The sequence below is a fragment of the Ruegeria sp. HKCCD6157 genome, from assembly GCF_013110685.1.
GTDB lineage: Bacteria > Pseudomonadota > Alphaproteobacteria > Rhodobacterales > Rhodobacteraceae > Ruegeria.
Genome location: NZ_WVRB01000006.1, coordinates 130,523 through 149,519, shown reverse-complemented (window position 1 = coordinate 149,519; position 18,997 = coordinate 130,523). Strand labels below are relative to the sequence as shown.

General features: G+C 58.4%; 25 protein-coding genes. 14 read left to right on the top strand and 11 right to left on the bottom strand.

The window, feature by feature from the left end:
* The 4 genes from flgG to GS612_RS17100 are packed head-to-tail and all read left to right on the top strand — an operon-like array spanning window position 1 to window position 2,449.
* Entirely contained in the window at window positions 1-786 is a 786-nt protein-coding gene (gene flgG, locus GS612_RS17115; protein WP_171120134.1) for a flagellar basal-body rod protein FlgG, read from the top strand.
* Complete coding sequence (gene flgA, locus GS612_RS17110; RefSeq protein WP_171641964.1) at window positions 786-1,202, top strand: flagellar basal body P-ring formation chaperone FlgA; 417 nt, start codon at window positions 786-788, stop codon at window positions 1,200-1,202. The genes flgG and flgA overlap by 1 nt, the downstream gene beginning before the upstream one ends.
* Window positions 1,202-1,933, top strand: a complete 732-nt coding sequence (gene flgH, locus GS612_RS17105; RefSeq protein ID WP_152459754.1) for a flagellar basal body L-ring protein FlgH — start codon at window positions 1,202-1,204, stop codon at window positions 1,931-1,933. Before flgA ends, flgH begins: the two co-directional genes overlap by 1 nt.
* Before the next feature lie 9 nt (window positions 1,934-1,942).
* The gene (locus GS612_RS17100) at window positions 1,943-2,449 is read left to right on the top strand and encodes a flagellar basal body-associated protein FliL (RefSeq protein ID WP_171641962.1); all 507 of its coding nucleotides are present in this window, start codon (window positions 1,943-1,945) and stop codon (window positions 2,447-2,449) included.
* Between the two features lie 33 nt (window positions 2,450-2,482).
* Here GS612_RS17100 and GS612_RS17095 read toward each other — a convergent pair whose 3' ends face one another.
* The 8 genes from GS612_RS17095 to GS612_RS17060 all read right to left on the bottom strand — a co-directional run bounded on the left by GS612_RS17095 (window position 2,483) and on the right by GS612_RS17060 (window position 9,651).
* The gene (locus tag GS612_RS17095) at window positions 2,483-2,869 is read right to left on the bottom strand and encodes a hypothetical protein (protein ID WP_171641960.1); all 387 of its coding nucleotides are present in this window, start codon (window positions 2,867-2,869) and stop codon (window positions 2,483-2,485) included.
* Window positions 2,866-3,954: a flagellar type III secretion system protein FlhB gene (flhB, locus tag GS612_RS17090; RefSeq protein WP_171641958.1), complete on the bottom strand. Its 1,089-nt coding sequence runs from the start codon at window positions 3,952-3,954 to the stop codon at window positions 2,866-2,868. Before flhB ends, GS612_RS17095 begins: the two co-directional genes overlap by 4 nt.
* Window positions 3,951-4,724: a flagellar biosynthetic protein FliR gene (locus tag GS612_RS17085; RefSeq protein WP_171641956.1), complete on the bottom strand. Its 774-nt coding sequence runs from the start codon at window positions 4,722-4,724 to the stop codon at window positions 3,951-3,953. The genes flhB and GS612_RS17085 overlap by 4 nt, the downstream gene beginning before the upstream one ends.
* On the bottom strand, window positions 4,721-6,748 hold the full coding sequence (gene flhA / locus GS612_RS17080) for a flagellar biosynthesis protein FlhA (RefSeq protein ID WP_216603636.1): 2,028 nt from the start codon (window positions 6,746-6,748) through the stop codon (window positions 4,721-4,723). The genes GS612_RS17085 and flhA overlap by 4 nt, the downstream gene beginning before the upstream one ends.
* A 69-nt stretch (window positions 6,749-6,817) precedes the next feature.
* On the bottom strand, window positions 6,818-7,516 hold the full coding sequence (locus tag GS612_RS17075; RefSeq protein ID WP_371809362.1) for a transglycosylase SLT domain-containing protein: 699 nt from the start codon (window positions 7,514-7,516) through the stop codon (window positions 6,818-6,820).
* 73 nt (window positions 7,517-7,589) lie between these two features.
* Complete coding sequence (locus tag GS612_RS17070; protein WP_171641952.1) at window positions 7,590-8,018, bottom strand: Lrp/AsnC family transcriptional regulator; 429 nt, start codon at window positions 8,016-8,018, stop codon at window positions 7,590-7,592.
* 52 nt (window positions 8,019-8,070) lie between these two features.
* Window positions 8,071-9,390, bottom strand: a complete 1,320-nt coding sequence (locus GS612_RS17065; RefSeq protein ID WP_171641950.1) for an MFS transporter — start codon at window positions 9,388-9,390, stop codon at window positions 8,071-8,073.
* 3 nt (window positions 9,391-9,393) lie between these two features.
* A complete protein-coding gene (locus tag GS612_RS17060) occupies window positions 9,394-9,651 on the bottom strand; it encodes a metal-sensing transcriptional repressor (RefSeq protein ID WP_171206378.1) in 258 nt (85 codons plus the stop codon).
* Window positions 9,652-9,784: 133 nt separating this feature from the next.
* On the opposite strand from GS612_RS17060, the gene GS612_RS17055 reads away from it, so the two are divergent.
* From GS612_RS17055 to ptsN, 7 genes are all read left to right on the top strand, one after another.
* Window positions 9,785-10,399 (top strand): ribonuclease D, encoded by a 615-nt coding sequence (locus tag GS612_RS17055; protein WP_171642050.1) that lies wholly within the window; start codon window positions 9,785-9,787, stop codon window positions 10,397-10,399.
* The gene (locus GS612_RS17050) at window positions 10,396-11,364 is read left to right on the top strand and encodes an SIS domain-containing protein (RefSeq protein WP_171641948.1); all 969 of its coding nucleotides are present in this window, start codon (window positions 10,396-10,398) and stop codon (window positions 11,362-11,364) included. Before GS612_RS17055 ends, GS612_RS17050 begins: the two co-directional genes overlap by 4 nt.
* A gap of 11 nt (window positions 11,365-11,375) precedes the next feature.
* Entirely contained in the window at window positions 11,376-11,975 is a 600-nt protein-coding gene (gene lptC / locus GS612_RS17045) for an LPS export ABC transporter periplasmic protein LptC (RefSeq protein WP_171641947.1), read from the top strand.
* Window positions 11,976-11,978: 3 nt separating this feature from the next.
* Complete coding sequence (locus GS612_RS17040) at window positions 11,979-12,470, top strand: LptA/OstA family protein (protein ID WP_371732247.1); 492 nt, start codon at window positions 11,979-11,981, stop codon at window positions 12,468-12,470.
* A complete protein-coding gene (lptB, locus tag GS612_RS17035) occupies window positions 12,470-13,228 on the top strand; it encodes an LPS export ABC transporter ATP-binding protein (protein WP_152459766.1) in 759 nt (252 codons plus the stop codon). The genes GS612_RS17040 and lptB overlap by 1 nt, the downstream gene beginning before the upstream one ends.
* A gap of 252 nt (window positions 13,229-13,480) precedes the next feature.
* Entirely contained in the window at window positions 13,481-14,044 is a 564-nt protein-coding gene (gene hpf / locus GS612_RS17030; protein ID WP_152459767.1) for a ribosome hibernation-promoting factor, HPF/YfiA family, read from the top strand.
* 59 nt (window positions 14,045-14,103) lie between these two features.
* Window positions 14,104-14,568 (top strand): PTS IIA-like nitrogen regulatory protein PtsN, encoded by a 465-nt coding sequence (gene ptsN / locus GS612_RS17025; RefSeq protein ID WP_117872900.1) that lies wholly within the window; start codon window positions 14,104-14,106, stop codon window positions 14,566-14,568.
* A gap of 55 nt (window positions 14,569-14,623) precedes the next feature.
* Here the strand turns inward: ptsN and GS612_RS17020 are convergent, their stop codons facing one another.
* On the bottom strand, window positions 14,624-15,139 hold the full coding sequence (locus GS612_RS17020) for a CAP domain-containing protein (protein ID WP_171120163.1): 516 nt from the start codon (window positions 15,137-15,139) through the stop codon (window positions 14,624-14,626).
* 169 nt (window positions 15,140-15,308) lie between these two features.
* Between GS612_RS17020 and GS612_RS17015 the strand changes: the two genes are divergently transcribed.
* Together GS612_RS17015 and GS612_RS17010 are read left to right on the top strand one after the other, a co-directional pair.
* On the top strand, window positions 15,309-15,908 hold the full coding sequence (locus GS612_RS17015) for a L,D-transpeptidase (protein ID WP_152459769.1): 600 nt from the start codon (window positions 15,309-15,311) through the stop codon (window positions 15,906-15,908).
* A 139-nt stretch (window positions 15,909-16,047) separates the two neighbouring features.
* Window positions 16,048-16,230, top strand: a complete 183-nt coding sequence (locus tag GS612_RS17010; RefSeq protein WP_117870963.1) for a hypothetical protein — start codon at window positions 16,048-16,050, stop codon at window positions 16,228-16,230.
* Between the two features lie 72 nt (window positions 16,231-16,302).
* Here the strand turns inward: GS612_RS17010 and hemH are convergent, their stop codons facing one another.
* Together hemH and GS612_RS17000 are read right to left on the bottom strand one after the other, a co-directional pair.
* Complete coding sequence (hemH, locus tag GS612_RS17005) at window positions 16,303-17,352, bottom strand: ferrochelatase (RefSeq protein WP_152459770.1); 1,050 nt, start codon at window positions 17,350-17,352, stop codon at window positions 16,303-16,305.
* 56 nt (window positions 17,353-17,408) lie between these two features.
* The gene (locus tag GS612_RS17000) at window positions 17,409-18,239 is read right to left on the bottom strand and encodes a methyltransferase domain-containing protein (RefSeq protein ID WP_171641945.1); all 831 of its coding nucleotides are present in this window, start codon (window positions 18,237-18,239) and stop codon (window positions 17,409-17,411) included.
* Here GS612_RS17000 and GS612_RS16995 point away from each other — a divergent pair.
* Window positions 18,190-18,984, top strand: coding sequence for a ComF family protein (locus tag GS612_RS16995; RefSeq protein WP_171641943.1), 795 nt, complete (start codon window positions 18,190-18,192; stop codon window positions 18,982-18,984). The two genes, GS612_RS17000 and GS612_RS16995, sit on opposite strands and share 50 nt — an antisense overlap.
* Window positions 18,985-18,997 lie beyond the last annotated feature (13 nt).

Genomic DNA, 18,997 nt, shown 5'->3' with positions numbered 1-18,997 from the left:
ATGCGGGCCCTAAAAATTGCCGCCACCGGGATGACAGCGCAACAGATGCGGGTCGAGACGATCTCGAACAACCTCGCGAATATGAACACCACCGGCTACAACGCCCGACGGGCCGAATTCGCCGACCTGCATTATCAGCAGATGGCGCGGGCCGGGACCGTGAACGCGTCGGACGGAACCGTTCTGCCCACGGGTATTCAACTGGGTCTGGGTGTGCGACCGGCCGCGGTGACAGTTCAATTGGAACAAGGGGCCTTGTCGGCCACCGGGAGCGACCTGGATGTTGCAATCGAAGGTCGCGGATATCTGGAGGTGACCTTGCCCAGCGGTCAGGCCGCGTATACGCGCGACGGCAGTTTGAAGCGGTCGGCAGAGGGTCTGATCGTCACCTCTGACGGGTTTGCGGTTTCGCCGGAAATCACCATCCCGGACGATGCGCGTTCTGTTTCGATCAATGCGTCGGGCGAAGTCTATGCATATTTTGACGATTCCCCCGAAGGTCAGTTGCTTGGAGAGTTTACGCTGGCCAGTTTTTCGAACGCCAAAGGCCTGGAAGCCGTCGGAGGCAATCTGTTCAAGGAAACCGAAGCTTCGGGTGCTCCGGTTCTGGGTACGCCGGGCGAAGACGGTCTGGGAACTTTGCGGCAGGGTTATCTGGAAGACAGTTCGGTTGACGCCGTTCGCGAAGTTACCGAGCTGATCGAAGCGCAACGCGGCTATGAGATGAATGCCAAAGTCATCACGGCGGTGGACCAGATGATGAGCGCGACAACGCAGGTACGGTGATGCGACATCTGGTTCTTTCTCTGGTGCTTCTGGTGCCAATTGCCGCCCAGGCTGACATTGTGGTGCCGACACGCACGATCCGGGCCAAGGAAGTCATTTCTGCGGCCGATCTCGAGTTGAAGCCAACAGATGTTGCCGATGCAATTTCAGACCCTGATCTTCTGATCGGACAAGAGGCCCGGGTGGCGCTCTACCCCGGTCGGCCAATTCGCGGCTCTGATGTCGGGCCACCTGCCATCGTGGATCGAAACGATCTGGTCGTGCTGGTGTTCAGCAGCCAACCCTTGTCGATCACCACCGAGGGCCGGGCCTTGGGGCGCGGCGCGGCGGGGGATCGCATTCGGGTCATGAACCTTTCATCCCGAACAACCGTAACAGGCCGAATCCGTCCGGACGGTCAAATCGAGGTACAGTGATGCACGGATTGCCAAAAACCCTTGTCCTGACGGCTTTTGCCTTGTCCGCATGTGGACGAATGGATCATTTGGGCAAACCGCCAAGTTTCACACCCAACGAGGATTCCCCGGAACAGGTTGCAATGTTGTGGCCGGGTTTGCCATTGCACACCCAACCCCAGCGAAACGTCGACCGGTCCTCTTTGTGGAGCGGCGGGCAGCATTCGTTGCTGGGCGACCAGCGGGCGATCAAGAAAGGCGACATCCTGACCGTCGTCATCGAGCTGGACGAGAAGGCAGAAATTTCGAACAATACCAGACGATCCAGATCTGGGTCCGAGACCCTCGAAGTCCCCAGCCTCTTCGGCCTGCCTCAGCGCGTGCAAAAGAACCTGCCCCAGGGCGCGTCATTGGATGAAGCCGTTTCGATTGAAGCGGATTCCTCGAGTTCTGGCCGGGGATCCGTCAGGAGAAACGAAAAACTGACTCTGCGTGTTGCCGCAACAGTGCTGGATGTGTTGCCGAACGGAGTTCTTTCAATATCGGGATCCCAGGAGTTGCGGGTCAACTTCGAACTGCGAGAGCTTCTTGTGACGGGATATGTCCGCCCGCAGGACATCTCGCGGCAAAACGAAATAACCTATGACAAAATCGCGTCAGCGCGCGTGTCATATGGCGGCAGAGGGCAGATAACGGATGTCCAGCAACCCCGCTATGGTCAGCAAGTTCTTGATTCCCTTTTGCCGTTCTGAGGTGAGATCGTGGTTGCGAAATTGATTCCCGTGATTCTTCTGATTGTTGGACTCGGCGCGGGTATTGGCGCGGGTCTGGTTCTTGCACCTGCAAAAAAACCTGAAACTGCCGCTGCCGAAAAAGAAGCAGTCAAAGAGGATAAGTCGGCCGGCAAAAAAACCGGGAAATCAAAGGAAAAAGGCAAGGGGGAAAGCTCTGGCTATCTGAAAATGACCAAGCAATTCGTCGTCCCCGTTGTAAAAGACGACCAGATCGAAGCCATGGTAACGCTGTCGCTGAGCCTTGAGGCGAACCCGGCCATCACAGAAACCTATTATGCGATCGAGCCTAAACTCAGGGATGGCTTTCTTCAGGTTCTTTTTGACCATGCAAACACGGGCGGCTTTGACGGGACTTTTACAGAATCCGGGAACCTGGATGTTTTGCGGAATTCCTTGCTGGAAGTGGCGCGCAAAGAATTTGGCGACAACGTGTCCAAAGTGCTGATCCTGAGTGTAAACCGACAAGATAGCTGACACTGACCGGCCCGATACGTCGGGTCGGTCAAGCTAGGCACCGAAGTGCTTTTTGGCATTTGCTTTTCGGTTTGCCTGCTGAACTTTCTTCCGCAGTGTTTCCACCGCTTGTTTTCGCCCAAAGGCAGTACGCAAAGCTTCCATTCCGGCCAGTTTCTGCGCGCGCGTTCGTGCCAGTTGCAGGTTCAATTGTCTCCGCGTCGCGGACTCCCAACTATTCCAGAGTACGTCGGTCCCTGAAACCTGATAGCCTTCGACCTTGGTGCTGTCTTGGCGCGCCTGACGGAGTTGACCGTCCAATCTGGCAAGTTGCTGCTTGATCCGTGCCTCGGCCTCCAGGATCGGTCGCAGCGCTTGAAATTGCTTCTGAAACGCTGCGTTGGTCACTTTTTCCAAATCGGGTAATTGCGTATGAGTCATCGAACTTGCTCCTTCGCGCGTTTTCGCATCGCTTCGGCAAACCGGATCGCGGCGGCAACAGGACGATAGTGCTCTTCGGCGATCTCCTGACCTATGTCCACGGTCGCGTGAAGGGCGCGAGCTGTGGGAGGGTCTGAATGGATCGGAACGCCTGCTTCTCCTGCGGCGGATCGGATGGTGGCGGCGATTTCGTCCACCCCTTTGGCAACGCAAACCGGGGCGCTGCCCGCAACCCGTGCCCATTTAAGCGCCACAGCATAATGGGTGGGGTTTACGATCACGACATCCGCGCCTGGAACATTTGCCAACATTTGGTTGGTTGCGATTTCCTGTGCGCGCTGGCGCCGGTGTTGTTTGACATGAGGGTCGCCCTCGGCATCCTTGGTTTCATCCATGATCTCCTTGCGCGACATACGGTTCTTGCGCATGTGTTCGGCATATTGCCAAAGGAAATCGACAACCCCGATGGCCAGTGCGATTGCGATCACGATGAACAGAAAGCGAAACAGCAGGTTCATCATGAGCAGAATGGATGACTTCGCCGGCGCCGCGCTGGCAGACAGAATCTCGGTTAGATTGGCTTTCAGAAAAAGCGCAAGGCAGGTGCTGTAGATCAACAGTTTGGTGGTGCTTTTGGCAAACTCGAACAGGCCACCCCGCCCGAACTTGTTCTTTGCGTTCGAAACCAGAGAGATACGCGAAAGTTTTGGTTTCAATTTGCTTGGGGCAAAGATCAGCGCGCGCTGGGCGATCAAGTTCAGCAGAACAGCCGCGGCAGGAAGGCAGAACAGCAAAGCAACAGGCAGCAGGGCACTTTTCAAAACCCCCGCAACCGGAGCATGCGATGGCCCATCCGTCAGAAGCCGTGCAAATGCGTCGGACTGATCGATCAGAACCATGAACCCGGTGCCCATATGCTCGACGCTGTATTGACCGACTGTAAGCAGGGCGATCAGAAGCCCGGTATATGCCGCCACAACCGACAAGTCGTTGGATTTTGGAACCTCACCTTTCTCGCGCGCCTTCAGCAGCTTTTGCGGTGTCGGCTCGTATGACTTGTCGCTGTCGTCATCACCTGCGCTCATCTTTGCACTCCCATCGGGTTGGTGAAGAAGGTGATCAGCGCGTCAGCCCACACGGACAGGATCAGCGGTGTGCCGGCGAACAGCAGAAACAGCCCGGCGAAGGTGATTGCAGGAGCGCCTACGAAGGCCACCATCAGCTGGGGCATTGCCCGGTTGATGACCCCAAGTGCCAGGTTGTAGATCAAAGAGGCGATGACGAACGGTGTTGCCAGTGCAAAAGCCAGCCCAAAGCTGTTGGCGACCTGATGCAATCCCCAGCGCGACGCATCCGCGGCATCAGGTGCCAGCCCTATTGGGAACAGGGCATAACTCTGGATCAGGAACTGCGCGGCCCGGATGTGCAGGTCCATGATTACGGCAAGTGTCAGTCCTGCCAGGGTCAGCAGGTATCCCATGGCGGGGATCGGATCGGCCGCCGCGCCACCCAGCAGTTGCGACAATGACGTGGACTGAGCCGCAATAGACCCCGCGGTTTGCAGCGCGAGAACGAACAGGCGCAGGCCTATCCCCAGGACAAGCCCGATCAGAACTTCGGTGCCGACCAGCCGCACTGTCGCCCAAAGGCTGGGATCTATTCTGACGGGGGGCGCAGCGGGCAGTATGATCAGCGTGAAAGCAACGGAAGCACCAAGCTTTACCCGTGTCGGAATACTGCGCTCACCGAAAGCTGGAAGCAGCGAAACAAGAGCGGAGACGCGCAGAAATACGACAAAGGCCTGCCAGATTGCTTCGGCCAGCTGCGACAGCATCTCTGGCGGCAGGGCAATCACGCTGCAACAGTTCCGACCAAGGCAGGTTTGGCTTCCAACCCGATTTCTTCGAAGGACAAAACCGGGTTGGACACGCCGCGTGCTTGCATGACGGTGCGCAGCAACCGACGGCGCCGGGTCGAGGTCACGACGGCTGGAAACAGACCGTTGTCAGCGGATTTGGCGATGGTGCTCACGACTCCGTCGGCCAGTTTGTTGAACACGTTCGGGGGCAGCGCGACATCCATGCCGGTATTTGGGGCGTCGATCTGGTAAGAGGCGAATGTGTCCTCCCATTCCGGGGCCAACTGGATCAGAGGGATCGAACCATCCTCGCGCTTCATGTCCGCGACCAACTGAAAGCCAAGACGCTGACGCACAAGTTCACAGATGCCTTCGGGCTGGGTTGTGGTCAGCCGCGCTTCGGCGACACTTTCAAGAATCAGCGCCATGTTCCGGATCGACACACGTTCGTCGAGCAACAGGCGCAGAACAGCGTGCAACGTGTCGATCGGCACTTTGTCGGGGATCAGTTCATCCAGCAGCTTACGGTTGGCTTCGGCGCGTACCGGGTCGCTCAGGCGGGTCATTTCCGACAGCAGGCGCCGGAGGGATTTCAGTGTCAGCAGGCGCGAGAAGTTCTGTTTGATGATCTCCAGCAGATGGGTGGCAAGAATCTCGGGCGGTGAAACTATGGTGGCACCGCTCAGCGCGGCATCCTCCTGATCTTTCGGCAGGATCCAGCGCGCTGGAGCACCATAGACCGGCTCGGTCACGTCATTGCCCTCCGGCAGCAGGTCAAACCCGTCCTGCACGAGCGCCAGGATGAGATCGGGATGCAAGACACCGCGTGCCTGTTCGACGCCCTGAACCTTGATCACATACGTTCCGGTCGGCAGGTCGGCGCGGTCGGTCAGGCGGATTTCGGGCAGGATCAGGCCAAAGGTCGACGCCACATAGGTCCGCATATTGGCAATACGAGCGTCCAGCCCCGTGCCAGGATTCAGAACCATGCTGACCAGATCCGGCGCGAACTCCAGATGGACATCATCCAGGTCCAGGATGTCGCCGATAGCTTGGGATGTCGGCGCTTCGGTTTCGGTCGAGGGCAGGTTTGCCGACGCGTCTGCTTCATGCTGCTTTCGGTGAACATTGTAAGCCGCGTATCCCAGAATGGCCGCGCCAAGGATGAACGGCAGAAAAGGGAGACCGGGCACCAGAGCGAACAGAACCATGAGCACCGCGACGGTGGACAATGCTGCCGGGTGGCGGCCAAGTTGAGAAAAGATGGCGTTGTCCGTGGCCCCCTGCGTGCCGCCTCGTGCCAGCAGAAGGGCAGACGCTATGGAAATGATGACGGCGGGAATTTGGGACACCAACCCGTCGCCGACGGTGAGAATCGCATAGGTTTCGAACGCCGCGGCCACGGGCATTCCATGTACGACGACGCCCATGACCAGGCCCATGACGAGGTTCAGCAACGTGATCAGAAGCCCGGCGACGGCGTCACCTTTCACGAATTTCGACGCACCGTCGAGCGAACCGAAGAATGTCGTCTCCTGCTGTTCCAGCTCTCGCCGTTCCTTGGCCTGCTGATGATCGATTGCCCCGGCGGACATGTCGCTGTCGATCGCAAGTTGTTTGCCGGGCATCCCGTCCAACGCAAAGCGCGCGCCGACTTCGGCCATGCGGGCGGCGCCTTTGGTGATGACCATGAAATTCACGATCAGCAGCACGCCGAACACCACCAGGCCAAGAAAAATGCTGCCGCCCATGACGAAACTGGCAAAACCTTCGATCACGTCTCCTGCCGCATTCGGGCCGGTGTGCCCCTGCCCGATGATCAGTTTCGTCGACGACACATTCAGCGACAGGCGCAACATCAACGACGCCAGCAGAATCGTCGGGAAGGACGAAAAGTCCAGCGGGCGTTCAATGAACAGCGTCAGGGTGAAGATCAGGATGGCCAGGGCAAAGGAGGCCGCCAACCCCACGTCCAGCACCCAGGCTGGCATGGGCAGGATCATCATGACGATGACCGTCATCAGCGCAATCGCCAGCAGAACAGTAGGCGAAAACAGCGACTGGATGTTTACCTTGGGCACGCGAAACTCCTAGTTGAAGGCGATAAACGCGGTTGCGGCGCCTGCGGCCGGCACCAGAGACCCAAGCGCGCCGGTGCGGGGCGAGGCCGTCGGAATGGGGATCAAGGGGAGGCCGGCCCCGGTGAACGGATCCCGAGATGTGGCCGCAACCCGGGTTCGGGGGGGCCCTTCGAGCTGTGCCAGCACCGTTTGAAACCGCTCTTTGTAAGCTTCGGCAAGGGGTGTCGTGCGGGAATGATAAGCCCCCGCGGCTGCGGGCCACGATCCAAGCTCGGCATGGAGTTCATTCAGGAACCGGGCGGCGTAGGTCGCGTTCTCATCCGGATCGAACATCGCGTCGATCGAACGGAAGGCTTTGCCGTGCCAGCGATAATTGATCTGAAAACAGCCGACATCAAAGCTGCGGGTGCCCGATTTGAAGATTTTGAACGCATAGGCCTTGGCTTCGACCTCGGACTTGAACCAGTATCCCTGACCGCCGACGTTGATCGTCCAGGGCCAAGGCTGCAACCGGCCGTCCAGCCGGCGCCCGGTTTCAACGCGCGAGATGGCGCGCAGCACGTCCAGGGGCACGCCTTCGGACAAAGCGGCGCGGCGCGCGGCATGATCGCACAGGTCACCGGTTTTGGCATCTGGCATGGCAAACCCTGCCTGCGCCAAAAGCACATGCACCAACATGAGTAACAGCGGGAACTTCTGATTTGGCATTCTGCCGGTCCGGGATTCTGATCTGTCCCGGCCAAGCTAACCAACGATCGGTTTACAGAGAGTTATCGCCGCTTCAGTTTCGATCTATCCTGCGCCCGAAAACAACGCTGGTATTGGTGCGCAAGACACCGGGAATTTTCGCCAGGTCATCGACCAGAATGTCCAGATCCTCCAGCCTGGGCGCCTCTGCCGACAGCATAAGATCGAACTCTCCGTTGATCGACAGGCATAGCTTGACCTCGGGGTAGGCTTCGAGCCGCCTGATGATCCGGCTGGTTTCCTTTTGCTGCACTTCAAGCATGACGATGACCTGCACTTTCGGCGTGTCTTCAGTGGACCCGAGGCGCACGGAATATCCTTCGATCAGGCCGCGCTGTTCCATCCGGTTTATTCGCTCGTGCACGGTTGTCCGGGCAACACCCAGCGTGGTCGCAATCTGCGTGGTCGAGGCGCGTGCGTTGGTTTGCAGGGCGGCGATGATGCGACGGTCAAGCTGGTCCATTGGGGCTCTGGTTTGTGGTCATTCCGGGTTGAGATCAGTTCGAAGCGCCCGCTCAGGGTTCGCGCGGGATGCGCGGGTGCAGATCGTCGATGATGATCGGATGCGCGTGCGGGCCCGGCCCGGCCAGATGTGGATGATCGGGCGGCAGGTCAGGGTGATCATGGGTGATCGGTTCCTGGTCGAGGCGCGGCCACAGGCCGATTGCACCGACGACGCCCGCCACGGACAGCGTCGCCATGCTGCTGAGTGTGACGGTCGGGCCGAACACGGTCATCAACCACCCCGCCAGCGGGTAAAGAACCAGCCAGCAACCATGCGACAGGGTAAACTGTGCGGCGAAGACGGCGGGGCGATCCTCGGGGTGGGCCGACCGGGTCAAAAGGCGGCCCGAAGGTGTCAGGGTGGTTGAATATCCGAAACCGGTGAATGCCCACAGCGCGGTCAGCAACCCGAGCGACAGAGGAGCAATTGCGGCCAGCATCGCGGCGACGGCCATGGAGCCAGTGGCAAAAACGGCGCCCGCGACCATGACGCGACGGTCCTCGATCCGGTCCAGAAGGCGGGGCAAGGTAAAGGCTGCAAGCATCGATCCGCCCCCGAACCCGGCCAGGGCAATGGCCACCGCGCTTTCCGACAGGCCCAGATTGGCGCGCACGATGACCACGGTGTTCACGATCACCATCGAGCTCAGGGCCGCCGCACTCCAGCTGAGCGCAAGCAGCCCGCGCAACCGGGGTGTTTTCAGATAGATACGTATGCCGCGTGTGGTGCGGTCATAGATACCGCGGGGTCGGCTTGGTTTGGGCGACGGAAGCACGACCGAGACAACCAGCAATGCCGATGCGACAAAACCAAGCGCGGTACCCCAGAACAGGCTGTTGAAGCTGACCAGCAGCAGCAATGCGGCGGCGAACATCGGACTCAGCAGGCTTTCCATATCGTAGGCCAGGCGTGAAAGTGACAAGGCACGCGTGTATTCAGCTTCGTCTGGCAGAACGTCCGGAATCGTGGCCTGAAAGGCGGGCGTAAAGCCCGCCGACGCCGATTGGAGCACGAAGATCAGCACGTAGATTTGCCAGACTTCAGTCACGAAAGGCAGACACACTGCAACCGCTGCGCGGATCAGGTCCAGCACGACCAACATCTTGCGACGATCCAGACGCTCGGCAAAAGCAGCGGCGAGCGGTGCAACGGTGACATAAGCCACCATCTTGATCGTCAGTGCCGTGCCAAGGACAAGGCCCGCAGCATTCCCGGCCAGATCAAAGGCGAGCAGCCCAAGGGCGACCGTGGCCAGCCCGGTTCCGGTCAGAGCAACGATCTGGGCGGCGAACAGGTGGCGGTAGGTGCGGTGTTTCAGAATACTCAGCATGGCTCAGAGGTACTTTGTAATCGCCTTGAAGTCTTCGATCCCGCCGCCATCGTCGTCAGCGGACAGGCAGTGCTCGATATGATCATGAATCAAAGCGCGTTTGGCATTGGTGACGGCTTTTTCCACTGCAAACAACTGTTGGGCGACGTCCGAACAGGGCGCGTGCTCCTCGAGCATGGCAATGACCTTGGCCAGGTGCCCATGGGCCCGCTTCAGGCGGGCCGTGATCTGTGGATGTGACTGGTGGGCGTTGTCTGACATGGCTTATCCATATCCCCCCGATGAGGATATGGTCAAGGATTTGGCATCGAATGGCCCGCGACTTTCGGACGGCGTTGAGTTTGGGGACCAAACCGCCTATCTCGGGGGCTATATCGCACAAAGGAATAGTCGCGTGGCGAACCATTTGTACAAAAACGATCTGCCGGATGGGCTGGATCTGGGCCCGGTTGTGGCCATTGACTGTGAAACCATGGGGCTGAACCCGCATCGCGATCGCCTGTGCGTGATTCAAATGTCAGGCGGTGACGGAAACAGCCATATCATCCAGGTGGACAAGGGCCAGACCGAAGCCCCGAACCTGAGTGCCATGCTGGAAGACCCCGATGTCCTGAAGCTGTTCCATTTCGGGCGGTTCGACATCGCCGCGATGTATCACACCTTTGGTGCCCTGGCCGCGCCGGTTTACTGCACCAAGATCGCCAGCCGGCTGGTACGCACCTACACCGACCGTCACGGGCTGAAGAACCTGTGCCAGGAACTGATCGGCGTGGATATCTCGAAACAACAGCAGATGAGCGACTGGGGCGCTGAAACCCTGACCGATGCTCAGCTGGACTATGCGGCCTCGGACGTTCTTTACCTGCACCGCCTGCGCGACGAGTTGAACAAACGGCTGGCGCGCGAGGGCCGGACCGAGATGGCGCGGGCCTGTTTTGATTTCCTGCCGATGCGTGCGAAGCTGGACCTCGCCGGTTGGCCCGAAACGGATATCTTTGCACACTCATGACCGACACCGAAGCATTCCTGAGAACCGCCCGCCAGGTCGTCACCGACGAGGCCCGCGCGCTGGACGTGCTGGCCGACAGCCTTGACGAGCATTTTGCAGAGGCGGTGCATCTTATCCTTAAAGCAACCGGGCGCATCATCATCAGCGGCATCGGAAAATCGGGCCATATCGGCCACAAGATTGCCGCCACTCTGGCCAGTACCGGAACGCCCGCCTATTTCGTGCACCCGGCCGAGGCCAGCCATGGCGATCTGGGCATGGTTTCCAAAGGCGATGTGGTGCTGGCGATTTCGAATTCTGGCGAAGCGCCCGAGCTGGCCAACCTGCTGGCCTTTACGCGCCGCTTTGGCATTCCGCTGATCGGGCTATCCAGCAAGCCAGAAAGCACGTTGATGAAACAGGCCGATGTGCATCTGCTGATACCGTCGATGGGCGAGGCCTGCGGTTTCGGCATGGTGCCTTCGATCTCGACGACGCTGACCCTAGCCATGGGCGATGCGCTGGCCATTGCGCTGATGAAGTATCGCGACTTCCGCCCCGAGGATTTTCGCGCCTTCCACCCCGGCGGAAAGCTGGGTGCACGGCTGAGTACGGTGCGTGACCTGATGCATACCGGCGACGCCTTGCCTCTGGTCGCGGCGAACACCCCGATGAGCGACGCGCTGATCGAAATCAGCCAAAAGGGTTTCGGCGTGGCCGGTGTAACGGATGCGCAGGGGCATTTGTCGGGCATCATTACGGACGGTGACTTGCGGCGACACATGGACGGTCTGCTGGACAAAACGACCGAGCAGGTCATGACCGCCAATCCGACCACCATAACACCGGACGCATTGGCCGAAGAGGCGGTGGCGATCATGAATGATCGCAAGATCACTTCGCTGTTTGTGGTCGACGAGTCTGCATCCGGGCAGGCGCTGGGTCTTCTGCATATCCACGACTGCTTGCGCGTCGGTCTGGGCTGAGGGAGGCCGAATTGGACAGGTATTCCCGCATGGTACAGTTCCTGAAGGTTCTGTTGCCGCTTGCGGCCATTCTGATGCTGTCTACAGTGTTCCTGCTATCCCGCAGCATCGAAACCAACGTATCAGTGCCATTCGCAGAAAAAGACATTGACGAGCGGTTGGCGCAACAGGTGGTCACACAGCCGAAATATCGCGGGACAACCCGCAAAGGCGAGGATGTTCAGATCGAAGCCATCCAAGCCAAGCAGGGCGGCGAAGACGAAACCCCGACCGCATCCGAATTTCGGGGTCGGCTGGGGCTTCTCAGTGGTGGAACGATACTTCTGGATTCCAATTCAGGTTTGATCCGCCCTGATGAGGGCACGGCGACTTTTGTCGGCGACGTGGTGATTACCACTGCCGACGGACTTCAGGTCACGACTGACCTGCTCAACACGTCGCTGGACGAAATCCGGGGCGACACGCCGGGGCGGGTGAACGGAACCGGGCCGATCGGCAATTTTTCCGCCGGACGCATGACCTTTGGGACTGAAAAAAAGGACGGACCGGTCCATATTGTTTTTACAGACGGCGTGAAGCTGGTATACGAGCCTGAAAAAGCAGAAAGATAACCTGTGTTCGATTTTCGTTTTGTTCCTTTGTGCCTTGCTCTGTTTGCAGGTGCCGTAACCGCGACTGCGCAGGAGGCGCAGGTGGCTTTTGGTTCCGCAAATGCCGACCCGAGCCTTCCGGTCGAGGTCACGTCCGAAACGTTGAACGTCAACCAGGAGGACGGTTCTGCCGAATTCCTCGGAAATGTCGTCGTCATTCAGGGCGAAATGCGGCTGACTGCTGAGCGGGTTCTCGTGATCTACAATGAGGAACGCTCGGCGATTGAACGGATGGAAGCCACCGAGAATGTTGTTCTGGTCAGCCCGCCGGATGCGGCAGAGGGCGATTGGGCGGAATACACGATCGATTCCGGTGTGATCGTCATGAAAGGCAATGTCCTGCTGACGCAAGGCCCCAGCATCATCAGCGGCGATCAGATGAACGCCAATCTGACAACGGGCACAGCGACCATGACCGGGCGCGTCAAGACGATCCTTCAGCAGGGAAACAACTGATGGCGCGACCCGACCTGTCAGTGGCCGAAGGCAATTCCGGGCTGCGCATCGAGAAACTGCGGAAATCCTACCGTAAGAAAACGGTGATACGCGATGTCTCGATGACACTGGACCGGTCCGAAGTCGTTGCCCTGTTGGGACCCAACGGATCGGGTAAGACCACGACCTTTTATTCCGTGGCAGGGCTTGTTTTCCCAGAGGCCGGCAAAGTCACGATTGACGGCCAGAATGTTACGACGTTACCGATGTACCGGCGTGCGCGAATGGGCATCGGTTACCTGCCGCAGGAGATGTCGATCTTTCGCGGCATGAGCGTCGAGGACAACATCGCCGCGGTACTGGATATCACGGTTCCTCATGCTCACAGGCGGAAAGAACGGCTGGAAGAGCTGTTGTCGGATTTCTCGATCGAACATCTGCGCCGCGCGCCCGCTCTTGCCCTTTCCGGCGGTGAGCGCCGCCGCGTTGAGATAGCGCGATGTTTGGCCGCAGACCCGAAATATCTTTTGCTGGACGAACCATTTGCGGGTGTTGACCCGATCAGCGTCGGCGATATCCGACATCTGGTTGCCGACCTTAAAAAACGGGGGATCGGTGTTCTGATCACCGACCATAACGTGCGGGAAACGCTGGAAATTGTCGACCGCGCCTATATCCTACATGACGGGCAGGTTCTGATGTCGGGCACACCGGACGAGGTCGTCGAGAACGAGAATGTCCGCCGTGTCTATCTTGGCGAAAACTTCCGTATTTCATAGGCTTGTTATGGTCTGCGTCGGATGCATGGCGGAAATCGCGTATATACACACCTGTTTTGATTGACTCTTCCCTCGTCTCTTGCCTCAATTGTCCCATGGCATTTACCCGGTTCCAGTCTGGAGATCGTTGTCCCTTCGTTGAAGGGCTGGAGTTAAGACAACCGCGGAAAGTGTCTCGACCCCCCACCCGATAAAAACAAGTTCGTCGCGTAACGTGACGTCAGAATGGGTGTGAATTGTGAAGGAGATCACATGCGTTACCAAATCAGCGGAAAACAGATCGACATCGGTGCGGCGCTTCAGACTCACGTGCAGACCGAATTGGGCGAGGTTGTGGGTAAATATGCCCAGCGGCCTACCGATGCCAACGTCGTCTTTTCCCGTTCAGCGCATGAATATGTATGCGAAACAACAGTGCACCTGTCCACCGGGCTGACCGCTCAGGCCAAGGCGCATGCAACCGAAATTTATGCGGCGTTCGAGGCATGCTGCGACAAAATGGAAACACAGCTGCGGCGCTACAAACGTCGTTTGAAGGACCACCACAAGGATCGGTCCGAGCCGGTTGAACTCTTTGGGGCGTCCTCTTATATCCTCGCCTCTGACGAATCGGACGCGGCCGATGAACCCGAATCGCTACAGCCCATGATTGTGGCTGAGATGGAAACAAAAATCCCATCTTTGAGCGTTGGTGAAGCCGTGATGCAAATGGAACTTGCCGGTGCCCCGGTGCTGGTGTTCAGAAATGAGAACAAGGATGGATTGAACGTCGTGTATCGTCGCGAAGACGGTAACATCGGCTGGATTGATCCTTAACAGGCAAGGATACGGGGCCGCACCTGCCGTGGCGGGTGCCGTGCCTATGGAGCGTGATCATGGAGCTTTCGAGCATACTGAAGCCCGAAGCAGTACGTGTACTATCCGCCGCTTCCAGCAAGAAGCGGTTGTTTCAGGAAATCGGCGATGTCGCAGCCGCCAATCTGGGCCTCGATTCTCAGGCCGTCGTCGACTGTCTGCTTGAACGGGAAAGCCTGGGCCCGACCGGCGTGGGGCATGGCGTTGCGCTTCCGCACGCGCGGTTGCCCGAGCTTGATTCGGTTTCGGGCGTATTCGTCATGCTGGAAAAGCCCATCGACTTTGGATCGGTTGACCGTCAACCCGTGGACATTGCCTTTGCACTTTTTGCGCCGGAAGAGGCCGGCGTCGATCATCTCAAGGCGCTGGCCCTTGTGTCACGTACGCTGAGGGACACCTCGGTGTGCACCAAGCTTCGGGCGAACCCCGATCCGGTCAAGCTTTATGCGATCCTGACCGAAGCGCAGTCTATGCAAGCAGCGTAATCAGAAAAAAAGCCCCCGGATTTCGGGGGCTTTTTTGTGTGTACGGTGATCGGGGTCAGCCGCCGGTTCCCATTTCCAGCGTCCACCAGATTTTCCCGCCTTTTTCCTGATGCCAAGCGAACCCCATCTGCGTGGCCTTGGGGTCCATGATCACGGCGCGCGGTCCGGGTTCCTGCATCCAAGCGGCGAGGGTTTCGGTTTCGGTTTCGTAGGTCTCGGAAATTGCTTCACCGAGGAACGTGCCGAAATATCCGACCCGTGCAGCCCGATCGATCGGAGAGGAGCCGTCGGACCCAAAGTGCCAGGGCCGGTTCTGTCTGGCCATGTCCTTGGAATGGGTCGCCGCTGCTGCGTTCAGCTGCGCGTTCAGCTGGACAGGCTGCAATCCTTGGGCCTGACGCAGGGCATTGACCGAATCAACCATACGGAACTGCAACTTTTCTGGGTTGCCGCGAATTTTGTAGACCGTGGGCAGCGGGCGACCGTCTGCACCAATGGTCGTGGTGCCGGTGTCTGTACATGCCGCCAGCGCGACAAAGCAAATCAAGAGTAAAGAAACGATACGCGTCATGATCGACCTGGTTATTGTGTCATTACAGGGCATAGCGCGCCTGACAGCTCTGAGCAAACGCGCAATAGCCTAAACTTGCGTGATTCTGCCGGTTTGATTTGCGACTGAAGCATTCTGGCAATAGAATGTCACGGATTTCAGACCTCACTTGAACACAGGACCCGTTGTCATGGTCAAAAAGCGCATTCAAACGTCCACACGCAGGGGTTTTCTGGCTGGGGCCACTGCAACGCTGGCAACACCCGCACTGGCGCAGTACATCCCCGGTGATCCGCTGCGCCCTGCACCCGAACCCGAACCGTCGGTGCGCCGCAACGTATCGGGTTTCCGGGCGCTGGATTGGCAACCGTATTTTTCGAACACCAGAAACGGTGCCATTCTGGTCGATACCGTGTCGCGCGCGCTGCACTATTGGTCAGATGATCAAAGTATATACAAACTCTATCCTTCATCGGTTCCCCTGACCGAGGAACTGACCCGCCGGGGGCGTACCAGCGTGATCAGAAAGGTTGAAGGGCCCAGCTGGTCTCCGACACCGTCCATGAAAAAGCGAAACCCGGAATGGCCTGACTATATCCCTCCGGGGCCGGATAACCCGCTGGGAACACATGCTTTATACCTGAGTTGGAAGTACTATCGCATTCACGGAACGCACGATACGCGAAAAATCGGACGTCGGTCGTCGAATGGCTGTATCGGTCTGTTCAACGAAGACATTGCCGAGCTGTTCTCGATGGCGAAGGTCGGCACGCAAGTGTTGCTAATTTGACGACATTTTCGTGTGGGAACCCGCTTAGCGGTCAAGTTGCAATTGCATTCCAGCGTCAATGCTGATTAGAAAAAACCACGAGGTAAGTCTTAGATGTGTGGTTCCGGGCATTGGAACTGCGCAAATTCTGGAGGTTAATATGAAGAAACTCGTTCTCGCTGCTGCACTGACTGCTGCTGCTTCGACCGCTTATGCTGGTAACCTGGAAGAGCCGGTTGTTGAAGCACCTGTTGTTGTAGAAGAAACTCAGGGTTCGTCGCAGGGCATCCTGCTGCCGCTGATCCTGCTGGTCGTTGTTGCTGCTGCTGTTGCTGCAAGCTAATCCGACACGGAATTCATGAAAAAGGCGGTGGAGTAATCCACCGCCTTTTTTTGTTTCCCAAGGCTGTGCCGGTCAGTCCAGCCAGCCGCGCAAGTTTTCTTCGATCACTGTGCCCAATGCAGCAATGTGCGCCGCATCGTCATTGAGACATGGAATATAGGTGAAGGTTTCGCCGCCCGCTTCTTCGAAGCTTTCCTTAATCTCTTCGTTGATTTCTTCCAGCGTTTCGATGCAGTCGGCCGAGAATGCCGGCGCGATGACCGCTATGTTCTTTTTGCCCTGTTTGGCCAAATCCGCCACATGATCCACTGTATAGGGTTTCAGCCATTCCTCGGGGCCGAATCGCGACTGGAACGTTGAAACCAGTTGATCGTCAGACCATCCCAGCCGTTCCTTCAGCAGCCGTGTCGTCTTGGCGCACTGGCAATGATAGGGGTCACCCTGTTGCAGATACCGTTCCGGCATCCCGTGATACGAGCAGACCAGAATATCGGGTTTTGTCTCCGCCGCGGCATAAGCACGTTCAACGGATTGCGCCAGAGCGTCGATATAGGCGGGTTGGTCGAAATAGGCCGGTACGGTTCGCGTGGCAGGCTGCCAGGCCTCATCCATCAGTGCACGAAAGAACTGGTCATTGGCGGTGGCCGTGGTTGCGCCCGCGTATTGTGGGTAAAGCGGGAAAAACAGAATACGGTCACAGCCCGCGGCAACCATCTCGCGCACTTTGGACTTTGTTGACGGGTTGCCGTAGCGCATGCAGAAATCGACCATCACCTGATCCCCATACCGATCCTGCATCGCGTCGCGCAGCTTGGCAGTCTGGTCCTTGGTGATCGTCATCAGCGGGCTTTCGCCCTTCTCGTGATTCCAGATCGATTTGTAGGCTTCACCCGAACTGAATGGCCGTTTGCTGAGGATGATCCCCTGAAGAATCGGTTGCCATTTCCATTTCGGATAGTCGATGACCCGCTGATCCGACAGAAACTCGTTCAGATAGCGACGCATCGGCCAATAGGTGTAATTGTCCGGTGTACCCAGATTGGCCAGCAAAATGCCAACACGGCCCATCTTGACCTTGGGATGGTCGGCAGGGGCATGAGCGGGACGGGTGGCATCAAACATTTGAGCATTCCTGAGTTTTCGTGTTCCGACCTGAGATAAAGGGATTTGGTTGCGCGTCAATCCGGCAGTTTGCCCTCTTTCGTGCGCAGGGCATCTGCCAGGCGCATTTGGGCTGACCCTGGACGCAGCGGCTTTGGTTGGCTGTCATCGGGGGACCAACCGGTCAGGCAAATCAGTTCGAAGGTTGCGGCGAGGCGGCCTGTTCCCGTCGAAAAGTGATCCGAATAGACGCGCTGTGCGGCTTCGAAGACTCTGCGCCGGGTCGGGCATTTCAACCGGGCAGCCAATGCGTTGGTTTCACCCATATCCCTCAGATCATGCATCAGGTGCCAGATATCGCGGTATTCTGCCGTCAGCGGTACGGCATCGGCCACTGGCAATGCCAGACCGGCCCGTTGCAGCAACCCACCCAGATCGCGCAGTTCGGCCATGGGGGCGATGCGGGGGCTGAGCCCGCCCGTGACTTCGATTTCGGCCTGACCCAGCGCGGCGCGCAATTCTTGAAGGCTCTCACCCCCAAGGCATAAAACAAGAAGCAACCCATCCGGTTTCAAAGCCCTTTTGCATTGGATCAACTGTCCGACCGGGTCATTGGCGCAGTGCAGCGCCATCGCATGAATCACCAGATCATGCGCGCCGGGTTGCAGCGACAGCACATCGTCATCCGCGACAATGGCGGCATCCGGAAAAACGTCTGCCCAAAGCTGTGGGAAAGGGGTCACAACCGCAGGTGCCGTAAAGGTTCTGTTAACCATGGAGAGCCGATCCTGAACCTCATCAATGGCGGCGCGGTGCAAGAACAGGGCGTCGTCCTTCGCGCGGGCGCGATGATGCAGAATGGCGTTTCGGTCGAAAAGAGAGGGTGCGGTGGGCTCGGGCAGTTTCATAGGTCGCAAGTATCGCATTGCGCAGCGGATTCAAACTGCCCTTGCATTGATCTATCCGCCGCGTTGCATGGGCTGCGGAGAGCTGACGGAATCCGATTTCGGCCTGTGTGGGGCGTGTTGGGGGGATACGCCGTTCATCGGTGGCACGGTTTGCGAAAGCTGTGGTGTGCCCGTGATCGGAAGTGCAGACAGGTTCCGGACCGAGTGCGACGATTGTCTGAAAACCCCTCCGCCCTGGAACACGGGCCGCGCTGCGCTGATGTATGATGGGAAGGCGCGGTCACTTGTTCTGGCTTTGAAACATGGTGACCGGACCGAACTGGCCCGCCCCGCTGCGCGTTGGATGGCGCAGGCCGGGCGCGAGCTGCTGCGTCCCGGGATGGTGATTGCTCCGGTGCCGTTGCATTGGTCACGCCTGCTGAAACGGCGATACAATCAGTCTGCGCTGCTGGCACGCAACCTGGGGCGAGAAACCGGGTTGGACTGCGTGCCGGATCTGCTGGTGCGCAAACGGAGGACCCCGGTGCTGGACGGAAAGACCGCGCGGGAAAGGGGCGAAGCCTTGGCAGGCGCAATTGACGTCCACCCAAGGCGGGCACTGCATTTGAAGGGGCGCGATGTCCTGCTGGTGGATGACGTGATGACATCCGGCGCGACGCTGGCGGCGTGCACACGTGCGTGTCAGGCCGCAGGGGCAAATCATATTTTCGTGTTGGCACTGGCGCGCGTTGCCAAGGATGCCTAATTCGCCCAAGATC

Excerpts from the sequence above, each read along its gene's own strand:
- flgG (WP_171120134.1), top strand. The coding sequence starts at position 1 with ATGCGGGCCCTAAAAATTGCCGCCACCGGGATGACAGCGCAACAGATG.
- flgA (WP_171641964.1), top strand. The coding sequence starts at position 786 with ATGCGACATCTGGTTCTTTCTCTGGTGCTTCTGGTGCCAATTGCCGCC.
- flgH (WP_152459754.1), top strand. The coding sequence starts at position 1,202 with ATGCACGGATTGCCAAAAACCCTTGTCCTGACGGCTTTTGCCTTGTCC.
- GS612_RS17095 (WP_171641960.1), bottom strand. The coding sequence starts at position 2,869 with ATGACTCATACGCAATTACCCGATTTGGAAAAAGTGACCAACGCAGCG.
- flhB (WP_171641958.1), bottom strand. The coding sequence starts at position 3,954 with ATGAGCGCAGGTGATGACGACAGCGACAAGTCATACGAGCCGACACCG.
- flhA (WP_216603636.1), bottom strand. The coding sequence starts at position 6,748 with ATGACGGTCATCGTCATGATGATCCTGCCCATGCCAGCCTGGGTGCTG.
- GS612_RS17075 (WP_371809362.1), bottom strand. The coding sequence starts at position 7,516 with ATGCCAAATCAGAAGTTCCCGCTGTTACTCATGTTGGTGCATGTGCTT.
- GS612_RS17070 (WP_171641952.1), bottom strand. The coding sequence starts at position 8,018 with ATGGACCAGCTTGACCGTCGCATCATCGCCGCCCTGCAAACCAACGCA.
- GS612_RS17065 (WP_171641950.1), bottom strand. The coding sequence starts at position 9,390 with ATGCTGAGTATTCTGAAACACCGCACCTACCGCCACCTGTTCGCCGCC.
- GS612_RS17060 (WP_171206378.1), bottom strand. The coding sequence starts at position 9,651 with ATGTCAGACAACGCCCACCAGTCACATCCACAGATCACGGCCCGCCTG.
- GS612_RS17050 (WP_171641948.1), top strand. The coding sequence starts at position 10,396 with ATGACCGACACCGAAGCATTCCTGAGAACCGCCCGCCAGGTCGTCACC.
- lptB (WP_152459766.1), top strand. The coding sequence starts at position 12,470 with ATGGCGCGACCCGACCTGTCAGTGGCCGAAGGCAATTCCGGGCTGCGC.
- hpf (WP_152459767.1), top strand. The coding sequence starts at position 13,481 with ATGCGTTACCAAATCAGCGGAAAACAGATCGACATCGGTGCGGCGCTT.
- ptsN (WP_117872900.1), top strand. The coding sequence starts at position 14,104 with ATGGAGCTTTCGAGCATACTGAAGCCCGAAGCAGTACGTGTACTATCC.
- GS612_RS17020 (WP_171120163.1), bottom strand. The coding sequence starts at position 15,139 with ATGACGCGTATCGTTTCTTTACTCTTGATTTGCTTTGTCGCGCTGGCG.
- GS612_RS17015 (WP_152459769.1), top strand. The coding sequence starts at position 15,309 with ATGGTCAAAAAGCGCATTCAAACGTCCACACGCAGGGGTTTTCTGGCT.
- GS612_RS17010 (WP_117870963.1), top strand. The coding sequence starts at position 16,048 with ATGAAGAAACTCGTTCTCGCTGCTGCACTGACTGCTGCTGCTTCGACC.
- hemH (WP_152459770.1), bottom strand. The coding sequence starts at position 17,352 with ATGTTTGATGCCACCCGTCCCGCTCATGCCCCTGCCGACCATCCCAAG.
- GS612_RS16995 (WP_171641943.1), top strand. The coding sequence starts at position 18,190 with ATGGCGTTTCGGTCGAAAAGAGAGGGTGCGGTGGGCTCGGGCAGTTTC.
- GS612_RS17000 (WP_171641945.1), bottom strand. The coding sequence starts at position 18,239 with ATGAAACTGCCCGAGCCCACCGCACCCTCTCTTTTCGACCGAAACGCC.